This is a genomic window from Ruegeria atlantica (assembly GCF_013032455.1).
Lineage (GTDB): Bacteria > Pseudomonadota > Alphaproteobacteria > Rhodobacterales > Rhodobacteraceae > Ruegeria > Ruegeria atlantica_B.
Map to the genome: position 1 here is coordinate 346,699 of NZ_WQCF01000001.1, position 14,957 is coordinate 361,655.

The following is a 14,957-nucleotide window of genomic DNA, read 5'->3' on the forward strand; positions in this document are numbered from 1 at the left end:
GGGGACCGTACAATGATTATCAACCATCCCCTTCTGGGCCCACGTGACGCGTCGGAATTCACCTATCTGGGCGACGCGGCCCTGATCGACCGCCCCGATTGGCAGGCCGAGAACGCAGCCGATGCATTCTATGAATACGGCTATCTGCGCGACAACCCCTCCGGTGAGCATCAGGAGCTTTGGTATCACGAGGCCGGTGATCGATCGTGGCTGGTCGTCACGCGCAACACGCTGACGCATGAGATTTCAAAAGTGGAACTGGCCCGCGACGTGGCCCGCGCTCGGGGGCGATCCAAATGACACAGACAAACAGGCTTGAAGGCGGTCAGATCGATCGCAACACTTCTCTGAGCTTCCGTTTCGACGGGCGCAGCTATACCGCCCACTCCGGAGATACTTTGGCTTCGGCTCTGCTGGCCAATGACGTGCGGCTGATCGGGCGCTCGTTCAAATATCACCGCCCGCGCGGGTTGCTGACTGCCGGGTCGGAAGAACCCAACGGAATGGTCGAGCTGCGCACCGGCGCACGGAAGGAACCCAACACCCGTGCCACAACGATTGAGATGTTCGACGGGCTTGAGGCCTATTCGCAGAACCGCTGGCCGAGCCTCAAATTCGATGCGCTGGCAGTGAACGACATGTTCTCGAATTTCCTGTCGGCAGGATTCTACTACAAAACCTTCATGTGGCCCGCCGCGTTTTGGGAAAAGCTCTACGAGCCAATAATCCGTCGCGCTGCTGGCTTGGGTTCTCTGTCGATGGAGGCCGACCCGGACGAGTACGACAAGGGTTTCCGCCACTGCGATTTGCTGATCATCGGGGCCGGTCCTGCTGGTCTGATGGCGGCTCTGACCGCTGGTCGTGCTGGCGCCGATGTCATCCTGGCCGATGAGGACTTCGCCCTCGGCGGGCGTCTGAACAGCGAGACCTTTGCGGTCGGCGACCACAGCGCTTCGGAATGGGCCGCGCAGGCGGTGGCTGAACTGTCTTCGATGCCCAACGTCCGCCTGATGCCGCGCACAACCGTGATCGGCGCATTCGACCACGGTATTTACGGCGCGGTCGAGCGGACCGGAGACCACCTGCCTTCCCTGCCTGCTGGCAAACCGCGTCAGATTCTATGGCGCATCTACACGCAAAAGGCGCTGCTTTGCGCCGGGGCCACGGAACGCCCCATTGCGTTCGAAAACAACGACCGCCCTGGCATCATGATGGCGAGCGCATTGCGTACCTATGCAAACCGCTTCGCGGTCACGGCGTCGCAGCGAGTGGCGATTTTCACCAACAACGACGACGGCCACCGGACCGCCGCTGATCTGCACGCCAAGGGCGTCAGGATCGCCGCTGTGGTAGATGTGCGCGAGGATGCGCCCTCCAGCTATGACTATGAAGTGCTGAAAGGCGCTCAGGTCACGAACACCAAAGGCCGCCACGGGCTGAGCTTCGTCGAAGTCTCCTTGCCTGATGGTTCGGCCCGGACCTTGGATTGCGGCGCGCTGGGTGTGTCCGGGGGCTGGAACCCGAATGTCCACCTGACCTGCCACCAGCGTGGTCGCCCGGTCTGGAACGAAGCGATGGCGGCCTTTGTTCCCGGCGCCGACCTGCCTGTGTGCATGTCGGTCGCAGGTGCGGCGAATGGGATCTTGTCAACTCATGGTGCCCTGCAATCCGGCGCGGAGGGCGCGGCCAAGGCGCTGGACTTGACTGGTGCTCTGCCCGACCTGCCCGAAGCCGAGGACGCTCCGATCGCGCAGACGCCCTTCTGGTATGTGCAGGGTTGCAAACGCGCTTGGGTCGACCAGCAGAACGACGTAACCGTCAAGGATGTGAAGCTCAGCTATCAGGAGGGTTTCCGCTCGGTCGAGCACCTGAAACGCTATACCACGCTGGGCATGGCGACCGATCAGGGCAAGACCTCGAACATCACCGGGCTGGCGATCATGGCCGAGGTGGCTGGTAAATCGATCCCCGAGGTCGGCACCACCATTTTCCGCCCGCCTTACACGCCGGTTCCGATCGCCACCTTCGCGGGTCGAATGAAAGGGCAGGAATTCCACCCGACCCGCCTGACGCCCTCGCACTATTGGTCCAAGGAACGCGGAGCGGTGTTTGTCGAGGTCGGCAACTGGCTGCGCGCGCAATGGTTCCCCCTGCCCGGTGAGACGCACTGGCGGGAATCGGTGGACCGTGAGGTGCGCCAGACCCGCGCCTCGGTCGGGGTGTGCGATTGTACGACGCTGGGCAAGATCGACGTGCAGGGTACTGATGCGGCCGCGTTTCTGAACCGTATCTACGCCAACGGTTTCGCCAAACTGGCCGTAGGAAAAACTCGGTACGGTCTGATGTTGCGTGAAGACGGGATGGTCATGGATGATGGCACCGCCGCGCGGATGGCCGAGGATCACTTCGTCGTCACCACCACCACGGCAAACGCCGTAAGCGTCTATCGCCACATGGAGTTTGTGCGTCAGTGCTTGTACCCGGACATGGATGTGCAACTGATCTCGACCACCGAGGCGTGGGCACAGTATGCAGTGGCCGGGCCCAATTCGCGCAAATTGCTGCAAAAGATCATCGACCCGGAATTCGACATTTCGAACGAGGCTTTCCCGTTCATGGCCTGCGGTAACGTCACCGTCTGCGGTGGGTTGCGTGCACGGTTGTTCCGGATCTCTTTCTCGGGCGAGCTTGCCTATGAAATCGCGGTGCCCTCACGCTATGGGGATGCACTGATGCGGCGGCTGATGGCGAAGGGTGAGGAATACGGCGTCATCCCCTATGGCACCGAAGCACTGGGCGTGATGAGGGTTGAAAAGGGTCATGCCGCCGGGAATGAATTAAACGGGACCACCACGGCACTGAACCTTGGATTGGGTAAGATGGTTTCGAAGAAGAAAGACAGCATCGGTTCGGTCCTGTCCGAGCGTGAGGCCCTCGTCGAACCGGATGTCCTGCGACTTGTCGGGATCAAGCCGCTAAAACCCGAGGATAAAATCACCGCAGGCGGGCATTTGATGAACACCGATGGCCCGGTCGATGCGGCCCATGATCAGGGTTATGTTACCTCGGCTGTTTATTCACCAATCCTGAACAGCAATATCGGTCTGGGGCTTGTTAAGAACGGAGCTGAGCGGCTGGGTGAAAAAATGCGCCTGGTCTCACCGCTGACCGATCTGACCGTCGAGGTCGAACTTGTTTCGGCCCATTTCGTCGACCCTGAAGGAGAGCGTCTACGTGCATGATCTTGTTGCGATAACCGCCCTGGGCGGAACTGAGCCGCGTGTGGACACCATAGCCGGGGTCACCTGCACAGAAGTACCGGGCGTCGCGCTGGCGTCGGTCGCGGCGCGTTTGGGTGAGGAGGCCAATTGCGTCAAGGCTTTGGGCGACCTCATTGAAGCACCCACGCCCGAGGTTGGCCAGTGGGCTGGCGCGACGATCAGTGCGTTCTGGTCTGGCCCCGACCAATGGATGGTCGAGGCCCCGTTTGAGAGCCACGAAGACCTGCCCGGTCAGACAAAAGCCGCCATGGCAGGTACTGCCTCTGTCACAGAACAGACGGATGGTTGGGCACGGTTCGATCTAAGCGGGGACAATATTTCGTCTGTGTTGGAACTGCTTTGCCAACTCGATCTGCGCAAAATAAGCGCGGGCAGTGCCGACCGCTGTTCGATCCATCATATCGGCTGTTTTGTGCTGTGTCGGACCCCGGAACACTTCAGCATTTATGGCCCGCGATCATCTGCCGGATCATTGCATCATGCCATCGTAACGGCGATGCGTTCAGCGCTGTAAACCGAGCTTATACCGACGGCAACGGCGCGTTATCTTCTACGCGGAAACGGTTGATACGGTGCCGATCTTCGCTGGGGCTCAATCCGAACGCAGCGCGGTAATGCGTGACCAAAGGTGCCACAGAAGCATAACCGACAGCCGAGGCGATCTGGGGTATCGGGTCTTTGGTGTATACCACCATCTGCCGCGCCGCCTTCATGCGCATGGCGCGGTAATAATGGCTGGGACTTTGCCCAGTGGCCTGCTTAAACGCGCGCTCGATCTGCCGGGAGGTCACACCCATTTGCTGCGCAACGTCGGCGATTGAGATTGGCTCGCTCATATGCGCACCAAACAACGCAACACTTCGAGATACCAGAGGCGGCAGGCTATCCCCCGTCCCCGGCGCATTGGCGCTGGGTACCTGCTGCTGCACACCGGCCCCGCGCATCATCGGGTGTTGGAACCAGCAGGCGACTTCATGCGCAACATCACCGCCCAGACGATCCTGAATCAGGTGAAGCGCCAGATCAAACCCCGCCGCAGCACCCGAAACGGTTGTGCGACTGGTGTTTCGAACGATCACTTCACTGCGCGCATCCATGTCCGGAAATTCAGCTTCAAACGCGGCCTCGTAGCACCAGTGAACTGAAACCGGATGGCCCTGCATGACGCCCGACCGCACCAATGGAAAGATGCCCGCACTGATCCCACCTAGAATTGTGCCGTGACGGCCTAGGCTGCGAAGTGCGCCGTTGCCGAAACTTGGGTTATCAAACCCTGAGGTCGGACTGCTGAGCAGGAACAATATGTCGACATCCTTGCACGCAGCCAGAGATCGTTCAGCCTCGAACCCAACACCTGCGCTGGATTGCACTTTTTGCCCGTTCTCCGAGATCAGAACCCAGCAGAATGCCTCTTGTCCGGCAATTTCATTGGCTGCGCGTAACGGCTCGATCACCGAGGTCAGGCAAGCCATCGGAAAGCCATCAAACAGCAGAAAGCCTATCTCGATTCTGTTTTCACTGCGCATGAGGCTGTCCTAGCAGGAATCCCGCGACAGCCCTATGCGAAGTTTCAGGCCCAGCGGATCAACCCGATGATGGCCGAGGTTGCGTAAAACCCCTGTAACAACAGAAAGGTCCATCGCCGGTCGATCATGGCCCAGGCGGCAAATAAAGCAGCGGACACGAAAAGCAGCGTAAAGCCAAGCAATTCCGCTCCTATATTCGAGGCAATCAGCAAGGCGTAAGCCATTGCCAGCACTGAACCTGTCACCTCGAACACAGTGGTCAATCTGCGACGCGTGGTTTCAACTAGGGCCATTGTTGGTCTCCGATGTTTGTCTTCCCCTTTGACTAGACCAACGCTAGGATGTGACTCAAATGAATGATTGTCATTCTACGATCTGATTTTGTCATGCGAGGGGATTATGAATGAACGGCTGGAAATCGACGCTCTGCGTGCCCTGCTCGCCATTTCGGCTCATGGAGGTGTGACCCGCGCGGCAGAACATCTGGCATTGTCGCAATCAGCAGTAAGCCACAAAATACGTCGGTTGGAACAGACCCTGGACTGCACCCTGCTGGCCCGTCGCGCCGGTGGCCCTCTTTTTACAGAGGCTGGCCAGCGGTTGTGTGACTATGCCCGCCGAATTACAGAGTTGCACGACGAGGCGCTGGCAGCGTTGGACAAGAAACCTCTGACCGGTGCCATCCGACTGGGCATGACTGAAGATACCACCACCAGCGGAATTGCAAGGGTATTGGGTCGTTTCACGCGGCTTTACCCTGACGTCCGCGTCCGAACGCGCACCAGCCAAAGTCTGAATGTGCAAGCATGGTTAAAGGCCGGAGAGTTGGACGTGGCGGTAATGCAGATTTTCCGTAAGGACATCTTGTCCGACGACCTGATCCTGTTTGAGGACCGGTTATACTGGGTGAAATCACCCGAGTTCCAAATTGACGTCTCAGCGCCTGTACCGTTCCTGTCCTTCGACAGCCAATGCTTTTACAGGCAGTGGGGCATGGGCAATGGGACGCACAGGTTCGACAGCGTGCTTGAATGTCCGAGTGCCGCTGGCATTCAGTCAGCGGTACGCTCCGGCCTCGGGGTTGCTCTACTCAATGGGCTGCATGTTACTTCGGATATGGAGATCATTAACGATCTGTTCCCCAATCCGCCTGACATATCCTATGTCGCGCGCTCATCACTGAAACGTCGGAACCCAGCGGTGATGGCATTGATTGAAGAGATCCGCAAAGAAGTCACGTCCGCCCTTCCCTTGCGTGCTGCAGTCTGAGCAACGTGCCCGGCTTGGTCAGTAGCCCCTAGTCATCCGTTTCCGACGGCGTTCATTTGATTTCTGGAAAGCCCAATCGCTGAACAGGGTTAGCGGGAACAACACCCGCTCGCCCAGACCATCAATTACGACCAGCTTCCCACCACGTTCCTGCGCTCGTACTATGTTTTCAGGGCCCATATCACCGACAATAATGCGCCCACGTTCCAGGTCGTTCAGCAATTCAATGACCTCTTCCTTAAGCTTTTTTCGAGCATCCGAACCCTTTTCCAGTGCCGCCTTCTCGGATTTCAACGTTGGCGCAAGATCGCCATCCGGTCCGGTCAGCTTTTCAACCACCAGACCCGGCCCTTCAGAAGTCGGCGCATAGCCCATGAAGCGGGCCAGTCGCTCAATTTCAGGACAACCTCGATGCAGGGCAGCAAGGTATTCGTTCGCCTCGCGGTTCCACTGCCGAAGAAAACCATAACGCCGCTCTGCATAGCGTGGAAAAATATGGTTTCGTACGGGTTCATCCACGCGGACTTTCAGCAATGCGCCTTCAATCTCGGGGTGTTGATATATTTTATAGTTGTTGCTGTCGCGCAAAGGAGTGTGGCCACTTAGGTCGATCATATCTGTCCGGTCCAGTTCACTAAAAGCCCGTCTCGAAAAAGGCGCGGGTGATGAATTCTGCGGCACTACTTAATGTGTTCCTAAACCTGATACAATTGACCATGAGGTCGGTCTGCCCACTGCTCAGAAGCATTGTGACCCCAATTGCAAACCGTATCCGTGCTTTACCACCGAATTTCGAGTGGTGACGCGAGACACGCTTTATGAATTCGAGCGGGAGGCAGAGGTCATTTTCGCTTCGCTAAAAGCCGATCTGTCGATCAGCCTGAACCGCGCCGATCGTGAAAAAACCATGACCGGTGAGCGCAAATTGACCGACATGCTGACCGATGGCACCGCACAATCCGAAGGCAACGTCGACGTGGTTGCGCAGTTGGCCTCGACCCTGGATCAGTTCGATCTGGGTTTTGAACTGATGCCCGGCACCGGTGCACAAGACCTGACACCGCGCCTAGTTTATTTTCAGCAAGTAAATCTCAACCAACTCCTCTCTGCCGCGAAGTTTGTGGGCGCCGATACGTTCGAAATCCAGTGGTTTGACCAAGGCACTCCGCACAGAGCTGGACACAAGAATATTCGCATCAGCGCGAGTGTCGCCCAAAACTCTTCCAGCTTCTTCAAGACGTTGCGCTACGTTCACTGAATCTCCGACCACGGTATAGCTAAGCCGCCCTTCGCTGCCGATATTCCCAACAACCACACGACCGATATGGATCCCAATGCGCAGCCTGACCGAATAGGGCAAACCCGCCTCTACTCGTTTAATCTGATTGTATTCGGTTACCCACTGCGCAATCTCAATCGCCGCGTTGCAGGCCAGATCAGCCGCATCATCCTGATGTTCCAGAGCCCCCCATACAGCCATCACCGAATCTCCGATGAACTTGTCGATCGTGCCACGGTTCTTCTGGATGCAGTCGGCCAACCCAGCAAAGTGGTCATTCAGGAACAATGCTGTTTGATGGGCTGTCAGATGTTCCGACAATGTCGTGAATTCAACAATGTCAGTGAACATTATGACGACGTCCCTATGCGATGAATTGATCTGCTTGCCCGGGTGGTGGCGCATCAATTGGCGGACCAAACGCTTGGGCACGTAGAGTTCAAACCAACGCAGTCCTTCTAGCATGAAGTTGTATGAACGCGCTGCCTCATCCAGTTCTCTGAAAAAGGACCCTTCGATTTCAGCGATATTCGAAATATCGAGATCATGAACCCGCTTTGCGCTGTCCGACAGTCGCCGCACAGGCTTGGCAATTTTCTGACCAATCAAAGCTGCCGTTCCGGCCGAAATAACTGCCATAACCAAGCAGAATATTATCGCCCATCTCAAGCGGGCCGCTTCTGCGATAATGTCGTGAGCTTCGAAATAAGTAGCTACGGTGAGTGTTTGAACGCCGTAGTCGGACAACTCTTCGAAGAATACAACATATTCCCAATCGGCATAGGAAACGAAACGGGTGTTCGCGCCGGTCAGAAAATACTTCGCGACGCTAAAACGATCATTCGGCAACCACATTGCCGAAACAATTGGATCAGAAAAGCGGTCCTGCTGCGGAAGCGGCGCCGCGCGATTTAAACCTGCGTAACCAAACGCCATGAGCGGATGCGCCAATACGGCTTTTCTACCGTAAAGCATAAAGACATTTGCGCCGAATTCCATTTCCTGATCGGCCAAAAACTCAGACAGTTTTACGACCGAAACCCAAGCTGAAAGGACGCCTATTATTTTGCCGTGTTGAATTACCGGCCTTTGGTAATTCAGCACAGACTGACCGTATTCTTCGCGCCAGAGAATTTTGCCCCAATGGGCTTTCCCAGTTTCAATTGCCTCGTCAATGAGATGACGCAGGTCGACATCGTCTCCTAGTTTCAAGAATATGGGTAGCGTCTCGTCTTGAGCACGTTCAACGCCAGTCAAGATTTGCCGTCTGTCAATAAACTGTATCCGCAGTATCTGAGGGGTCGCTGAAACGGCACCAAGCAGCAAGCTGACGAACTCTTCAGAACCGTCCGGATCCACTTCCCCCGAGGCGATCCTGCCCGCGATAAAATCGATTTGATCCGAGGCTGCCATCAGATAGCGCTCTACCTGTTGGCGCTGTGTGCCAATGATTAGTTGCGCCTTTTGCGTCAGCAATTCCGAGGTATTGCGATACCCAACGACCAACCCAACACCTAATACACCTGCAACTGAAGTCAGAACAAAAAATCCAAGACCAAGGGCCAAAGCAACAGACATGGAGGCATGCCATTCGCCACCATTACCGTGGGTCGTTTTTGATTTTATGCCCCCCATAACACGCCCCGTGAACGAGACTATCGTCCGGTGTAATTCGGCTGATTATATAAAAATTCTTGAATTTTTCAAAGATTGCTTGGCGGACGGACCTATCTGAAGAATAGGTCTGAGGGTGCACAAAGGCATTCTTGGACTGCGCCAATGAAAAGAAGTTCGCCTTTCTCTTTCACAGGCTCTATGCTGCGATGCAGAAAACCCTTGGAGGCTTGGCATATGAGCGGTCGAATCATCTGTGTAGCGCAGCAGAAAGGCGGAGCGGGCAAGACAACTCTCGTGACCAACTTGGCAACCGCGTATTTGGCGGAAGGCAAAAGCGTTGTTCTGCTGGATACAGATCCCCAAGGCAGCCTTGGAAAATGGCTGGATATTCGCGAAGAGACGGTTGGAGAAAATGAGAAACTACAATTCTCTACCTCGACCGCCTACGGGATTTCGCGTGCACTCCGCGGTGTTGGTGGTGAAGCCGACGTTATTCTGATCGATACGCCACCTAAAGCCGACAGCGATGTTCGCTGGGTCTTACGTGAATCTGATTTGGTACTGGTTCCTATCGCTGCCAGTCAGGCTGATGTCTGGGCGACCCATGATATATTGGACTTGGCAGACCGTGCTGGAAAACCGACGAACATTGTCCTGAACCGTACACGTGCAGGCACGCGCGTGGGCGAACACGTGGCGAAATCGGTGTCCGAGCTTGTGGCAAAGCCACTGCAATCGTCATTGGCAAACAGAGTAGTTTATGCAGAAGCCTTGGGACGAGGTTTGGGTGCGATGGAAGCCAAAAAGACCGGTTCCGCCTCGGAAGAAGTCCGCGCACTGGCTAGCGAGGTATCGGCCATCCTTAAGTTGTAATAAGCAACGCGCGACAATGTTGTGTTTGTCGAACACTTGCGCCGCGCTCGTTTTACAACTTGCCCGCGTCAACCCGAACAGTACTGACAACAGTTTCCGAGATTGATGGAGGTGCTGCCAAACGAATTCGAACCAGTCTCGGCTAGGCCAGTGAAGCTGTCTGTTATGCCGCGCCAAGTTCACACCACCCGGCAAGAGCGGTGGACCTTGTCAGTTTGAAGGTGTCTCGACTGTTTAGAGATCGCTCCTGGTTGAAGTGATTGCAATCGGAGGGGTGAACGGCGTCGAACTTCTGCAAACTTCACATCTGCCTGAACCGCTGCATCGCGCGTAATCGTCGTCGGAACGGTAAGTGCGAGCTCTCGACGCGGTTGTTGAGCCACCTGCCCGTCTTTGTTTTCCTTGGCACCGAACTCTCTGAGCCCTGCCCGATATGACGCAAAGCGATCGGTGACCAGCTCATCCACTGTGCCGTGTCTCTTCATCAATTTCTTGAGTATTAACAATGCAGCTTGCTTGTTTCGACGTTTGGTTAATACGGCTTCAACCACGTTGCCTTCGTTATCCACGACGCGCCACAGATAGTGCCTTTTGCCATTGAGCTTCACAAATACTTCTTCGACATGCCATTTCGATTTTTAGTATGCCCGCAACTGCTGGGCCCGTTTTCTCTGGATTTTCGATGCGAACATCGGGCCGAAACGGTTCCACCAATACCTCACTGTCTCGTGGCTCACTTCGATGCCACGCTCGTGCAAAAGGCTTTCTACTTTGCGAATGCGATAGTGGGAACCAAGCATATAGCAGCACGGCCAGACGAATGATCTCGGGACTGGGTACAAATTACTTGAAGGACATAGGTTTGGTTATTCACAAACGCTACGCAACCGCCCTGCCGCTTTAGGCAGTGTTTGCCTCGGTACTTTGGTTTATATGTGCCCGTGAAATGGTGTTCCTACGTTTTTCCGAAACGGAATTGACATTTTTGGACGCCGTTTTTCATAATCCGCCATGATGCAGCCTATAGACCGCAAGCTAGAAATCGTTGTTTTGGTGAGTCCGCATTTCAATGTTTCGGCGACGACGTCTTTCGTGGATCCATTCCGAATAGCAAATTATCTGATAGGTTTGGCTCGATTTTCTTGGACCTATGTCTCAGACGCCGGTGGTCCAGTTGAGTCTAGCAGCGGCTTGGTCGTTGACACTGCCCCATTGGCGGACGTGGTTGGGAGCAAGCCTTGGCTAGTTCTGGTGAGTACAAGTTGGTCACCTGAACGTCACGGAACACCTCAGTTCAAGGTGGCCCTTCAAAAATGGGAGACGTGCGGAGCGATCGTTGGTGGCTTGGATACCGGTGCGATAGTTCTTGCGACTGCTGGACTTCTCAAGGGCAAGACTGCGACGGTTCACTATGAACACATCGATGCCTTTGCCGAAATGGCCCATAACACCACCGTGTCAGAGGACATGATTGTTATGGATGGAAAGATATTCACTTGTTGCGGGGGATCTGCCGCGACTGATCTGGGGTTGCGGTTTGTACATTCTGTCGTCGGTGAAAGTATCGCCAATGCATCTGCGCGATACCTGTTTCATCACAACGTGCGCGGCGAAGGTCAATCACAGAACCCCAAAGATGTTGAGCCGCTGGGGTATGTCACTTCTGGGGTCGTCCGAGACGCGATAGATCTGATGGAGCAGCATTTGGAAGCCACCCTGTCGATCCCTGAAATATCAGCGCGGTTAAGGATTTCGCAACGACAACTTAGCAGGCTGTTTCAACAATATGTCCATAAGTCGCCGATCGAGTATTACCTTGACATACGCCTTGATCGGGCGCGCGGATTAGTGACGCAAACTGAGCTTAAGTTCAGCGAGATCGCAGAAGCATCAGGGTTTAACGGGCAGGTTCATTTCAGCCGAGCATATCGCAAACGCTTTGGTTTGACGCCAAGTGCAGACCGCATAGAAGGCCGCACGCCATTCGAATTTCGCGCTTGGCCAATGTTCAAGCCTGACATCAAGTCCGAAGGTGTTGGGTAGCCTTTTGCATCGCTGTTAGCATCTTGTCGCGTTGCGCTGATAGCTCTTCGGTACTTTGCCCTTCTGCTTGCTCAGCAATGCCATCGACCAGAGTATTGATCACGTCCTCATCAAGACGGGGATCGCCCAGATCGTCCCACCAGCCGTTGAATGTGTCTTTGAAATGGTCACAAAAGGCCCGCAGGCCACCGTCTCCGGCACCCAGGTGAAAAAGAGTCGTCGGACCCATCGCAGCCCACCGCAGTCCCGGTCCGGCCCACATCGCTTTGTCGATGTCTTCGACACTGGCGACACCTTCGACCGCCATATAGACAGCCTCGCGCCAAACTGCGGCTTGCAAGCGGTTTGCGACATGCCCGGGCATACCCCTCTTGATCCGGATCGTGACCTTGCCAATTTCCTTGTAGAATGCCTCTGTGCGGTCCAACACATCTGAACCGGTGGAATCGTTTGCTGTCAACTCGACCAGCGGGATGAGATGTGGCGGATTAAATGGATGACCTAAGATCAGTTTGCTTGGATCGCGCCAACCCTCTTGTAAAGCCTTGAGTGTCAGGCCGGAAGTTGAGCTAGAGACAATCGCGTCAGCTTTCAACTCTGGCTCAATCGCAGCATAGATCGAATGTTTAATTGGGAGCCTCTCTGGCACATTCTCCTGAATGAATTGCGCGCCACGCACAGCCGCCTTGGCGGTCGAAACAAAAGTGATCGCGTCAGGTGTAGCTCTGTCTGCGAGTTCCAACTCGGTCAACGCCGGCCACGCTTTTTCGATATAAGCCCGAACGGATGCTTCTGTATTCGGATCGGGATCAAAGACTGTTACGCTACGACCCGATGCGAGGAATAGCGCTGCCCAGCTTGACCCGATTACCCCGGCCCCAAGGATGGCGGTTCTTTCAATTTCTGACATCAGAATAGCCCTGGATTAAGGGGGGAGGCCGCCGTCATGCCTCCGTCCACAGTGAACAACTGCCCGGTTGCAAAAGACGAGTCGTCAGAGGCCAACCACACAGCCATCGCAGCTATGTCGGCAGGCTTACCAAAGCGTTTGACTGCGTGGCGAGCCAATGCATCTGATTTGGCCTTTTCCGGGTCATGGGATAGTTCGAACGCTGCGTCCAGCATGCCCGTCTCGATCCATCCCGGGCAGATCGCATTACAGCGCACCGCAGGTCCGTGGTCCACTGCGATAGAGCGTGTGAGCCCATGCACAAACGCTTTTGACGCATTGTAGAGCGCCATCGATGGGTCCGCGACATTGCCCGAAATCGAACCGATGTTGATGATTGAGCCGCCTTGCGACATTTCTGGAATGAAGGCGCGGCAACAGTTAAAAACGCCTCGCGCATTTACTCCCATTACTAAGTCCCAATCCGCGTCTGTGCTTTCGGTCACTGTTTTTTCGACCTGAACGCCGGCGTTGTTTACAAGGATATCAGTCCCACCGACTGTCCTGACGATCTGTGCAACCGCTTCGGCGTCGGACACATCCAGTGTGTACCAAATTACGTTTTTCGGCAGATCATCTGGTTGAGGGCCGCGCCCGCAGGTGGTGACAGCGGCACCTTCAGCCACGAACGCTTCAACTATGCCGCGTCCAATCCCTTGTTTGCCGCCTGTCACAAAGGCGTGTTTTCCAGCCAACCGCATCAGTGTGCCACCATCACATGACGGATTGCGGTATAGGCATCCAGTGCATAGACCGACATATCACTGCCTGTGCCCGAACCCTTCATCGCGGCCCATGGCATTTCGGGGGTCGCGACCCCGTGTGTGTTGACCCACGTAAACCCATAGCGCAGCTTAGACGTCATTTGCATCGCGCGCCCGACATCTCGCGTCCAGACCGACGAAGCCAGCCCGTAAGGCCCATTGTTGGCGATCTTCAGCGCATCTTCTGCGTCAGTAAAACGGGAGACAGTTACAACGGGGCCAAAGACCTCATTGCAGGCAATCTCTGCAGTGTTGTCGACGTTGGCGATAACGGTAGGCTGGTAGAAGAACCCCTTTTCTTCGCCAATCGTCCCGCCGGACACGATTTCTGCGCTGCTGCGCGCACGGTCCACAAAACCCGCAACACGATCCCGCTGAGCCGCAGAGACAAGCGGGCCGATTTCCGTTCCTTCAGCTTTCGGCGCACCGATCTGGATTTGGCCAACCTGATCGGCAATCGCAGCCACAAGTTTGTCGTAGGCACCGTCTGCAACCATCACGCGGCAAGGCTGTGCGCAGTCCTGACCGGCATTGAAGTAGCTGCCATATCGGATCGTCTCGGCCACAGCATCGAGATCAGCATCATCAAAGACAATGACTGGCGCCTTGCCGCCCAATTCCAGATGAACGTGTTTAATTTTCTGGGAAGCAGCCCGCATTGCAGCCATGCCTGTCGCCGGAGAACCCGTAACACTGATCCCTTCCATCTGTGGGCTGTTCATCAGGGCATTCCCCACGCCGGGCCCGTGACCATGGATCACGTTTAGCACGCCTTTTGGCAGAACATCTCGCAACAATTCAGCTAACCGCAGAGTAGATAGGGGCGTGATCTCGGACGGTTTCAACACCACAGAACAACCTGCTGCAATTGGTGCAGCAATCTTCCAGGACGCCATCATCAGCGGGTAGTTCCAAGGCGCTATGGCCGCGACGGGACCAATTGGATCACGCCGTATCATCGAAGTATGACCCGCGACATATTCGCCAGATGCTGACCCCATCATGGTGCGCGCAGCGCCAGCGAAAAAGCGAAAGACATCAATCGTCAACGGCATTTCGTCATCATGAGCCGATGGCCAAGGCTTTCCCACATCAAGGCTCTCAAGTTCTGCCAACTCTTGGCTGTTCGCCTCGATAACATCGGCTATTTGTAGCAAGATCGCAGCGCGTTCTGCGGGGGGCGTGGCCGAAAAGGTCTCAAATGCCTCTGCTGAACCGCGCACTGCTGCCTTGATCTGTTCATCGTTGGCTTCATTTACCTTGCCAATAACTTCGCCCGTTGCAGGGTTCAGGATGTCCAAGGCTTCTCCGGTACCTTCAACCATTTCGCCGTTGATCAGCATTTTCGTCTGCATA

At 55.5% G+C, this 14,957-nt stretch carries 13 protein-coding genes and 2 pseudogenes; 7 read left to right on the top strand and 8 right to left on the bottom strand.

The window, feature by feature from the left end:
- Positions 1-12 precede the first annotated feature (12 nt).
- Genes GOW93_RS01740 through GOW93_RS01750 form a run of 3 tightly spaced genes read left to right on the top strand, consistent with a single transcriptional unit; the run spans position 13 to position 3,795 of the window.
- Positions 13-300, top strand: coding sequence for a sarcosine oxidase subunit delta (locus GOW93_RS01740; RefSeq protein WP_170381344.1), 288 nt, complete (start codon positions 13-15; stop codon positions 298-300).
- Positions 297-3,242, top strand: a complete 2,946-nt coding sequence (locus GOW93_RS01745; protein ID WP_170381345.1) for a sarcosine oxidase subunit alpha family protein — start codon at positions 297-299, stop codon at positions 3,240-3,242. The genes GOW93_RS01740 and GOW93_RS01745 overlap by 4 nt, the downstream gene beginning before the upstream one ends.
- Positions 3,235-3,795: a sarcosine oxidase subunit gamma gene (locus GOW93_RS01750; RefSeq protein WP_170381346.1), complete on the top strand. Its 561-nt coding sequence runs from the start codon at positions 3,235-3,237 to the stop codon at positions 3,793-3,795. The genes GOW93_RS01745 and GOW93_RS01750 overlap by 8 nt, the downstream gene beginning before the upstream one ends.
- 7 nt (positions 3,796-3,802) lie before the next feature.
- On the opposite strand, the gene GOW93_RS01755 is transcribed toward GOW93_RS01750, so the two are convergent.
- Positions 3,803-4,807: a GlxA family transcriptional regulator gene (locus GOW93_RS01755; RefSeq protein ID WP_170381347.1), complete on the bottom strand. Its 1,005-nt coding sequence runs from the start codon at positions 4,805-4,807 to the stop codon at positions 3,803-3,805.
- A gap of 44 nt (positions 4,808-4,851) precedes the next feature.
- Positions 4,852-5,100, bottom strand: a complete 249-nt coding sequence (locus GOW93_RS01760; RefSeq protein WP_170381348.1) for a hypothetical protein — start codon at positions 5,098-5,100, stop codon at positions 4,852-4,854.
- A 106-nt stretch (positions 5,101-5,206) separates the two neighbouring features.
- Between GOW93_RS01760 and GOW93_RS01765 the strand changes: the two genes are divergently transcribed.
- Entirely contained in the window at positions 5,207-6,076 is an 870-nt protein-coding gene (locus GOW93_RS01765; RefSeq protein WP_170381349.1) for a LysR family transcriptional regulator, read from the top strand.
- An 18-nt stretch (positions 6,077-6,094) separates the two neighbouring features.
- Here GOW93_RS01765 and GOW93_RS01770 read toward each other — a convergent pair whose 3' ends face one another.
- A complete protein-coding gene (locus GOW93_RS01770) occupies positions 6,095-6,691 on the bottom strand; it encodes a YrbL family protein (protein ID WP_170381350.1) in 597 nt (198 codons plus the stop codon).
- 292 nt (positions 6,692-6,983) lie between these two features.
- On the opposite strand from GOW93_RS01770, the pseudogene GOW93_RS20885 reads away from it, so the two are divergent.
- Positions 6,984-7,049 (top strand): annotated as a pseudogene (locus GOW93_RS20885) (hypothetical protein); the annotation flags it as partial.
- A 93-nt stretch (positions 7,050-7,142) separates the two neighbouring features.
- Here the strand turns inward: GOW93_RS20885 and GOW93_RS01780 are convergent.
- On the bottom strand, positions 7,143-8,933 hold the full coding sequence (locus GOW93_RS01780) for an adenylate/guanylate cyclase domain-containing protein (protein WP_170381351.1): 1,791 nt from the start codon (positions 8,931-8,933) through the stop codon (positions 7,143-7,145).
- Positions 8,934-9,206: 273 nt separating this feature from the next.
- Between GOW93_RS01780 and parA the strand changes: the two genes are divergently transcribed.
- On the top strand, positions 9,207-9,845 hold the full coding sequence (gene parA, locus GOW93_RS01785) for a ParA family partition ATPase (protein WP_170381352.1): 639 nt from the start codon (positions 9,207-9,209) through the stop codon (positions 9,843-9,845).
- 163 nt (positions 9,846-10,008) lie between these two features.
- Here the strand turns inward: parA and GOW93_RS01790 are convergent.
- Positions 10,009-10,670: pseudogene (locus tag GOW93_RS01790) on the bottom strand (IS6 family transposase).
- A 189-nt stretch (positions 10,671-10,859) separates the two neighbouring features.
- Between GOW93_RS01790 and GOW93_RS01795 the strand changes: the two are divergent.
- Positions 10,860-11,888: a GlxA family transcriptional regulator gene (locus tag GOW93_RS01795; RefSeq protein WP_170381775.1), complete on the top strand. Its 1,029-nt coding sequence runs from the start codon at positions 10,860-10,862 to the stop codon at positions 11,886-11,888.
- Here the strand turns inward: GOW93_RS01795 and GOW93_RS01800 are convergent.
- Genes GOW93_RS01800 through GOW93_RS01810 form a run of 3 tightly spaced genes read right to left on the bottom strand, consistent with a single transcriptional unit; the run spans position 11,866 to position 14,956 of the window.
- Positions 11,866-12,798, bottom strand: coding sequence for a 3-hydroxyacyl-CoA dehydrogenase NAD-binding domain-containing protein (locus GOW93_RS01800; protein ID WP_170381353.1), 933 nt, complete (start codon positions 12,796-12,798; stop codon positions 11,866-11,868). The two genes, GOW93_RS01795 and GOW93_RS01800, sit on opposite strands and share 23 nt — an antisense overlap.
- Positions 12,798-13,538: an SDR family NAD(P)-dependent oxidoreductase gene (locus GOW93_RS01805; RefSeq protein ID WP_170381354.1), complete on the bottom strand. Its 741-nt coding sequence runs from the start codon at positions 13,536-13,538 to the stop codon at positions 12,798-12,800. The genes GOW93_RS01800 and GOW93_RS01805 overlap by 1 nt, the downstream gene beginning before the upstream one ends.
- A complete protein-coding gene (locus GOW93_RS01810) occupies positions 13,538-14,956 on the bottom strand; it encodes a gamma-aminobutyraldehyde dehydrogenase (RefSeq protein ID WP_170381355.1) in 1,419 nt (472 codons plus the stop codon). Before GOW93_RS01810 ends, GOW93_RS01805 begins: the two co-directional genes overlap by 1 nt.
- Between the last annotated feature and the right edge of the window lies 1 nt (position 14,957).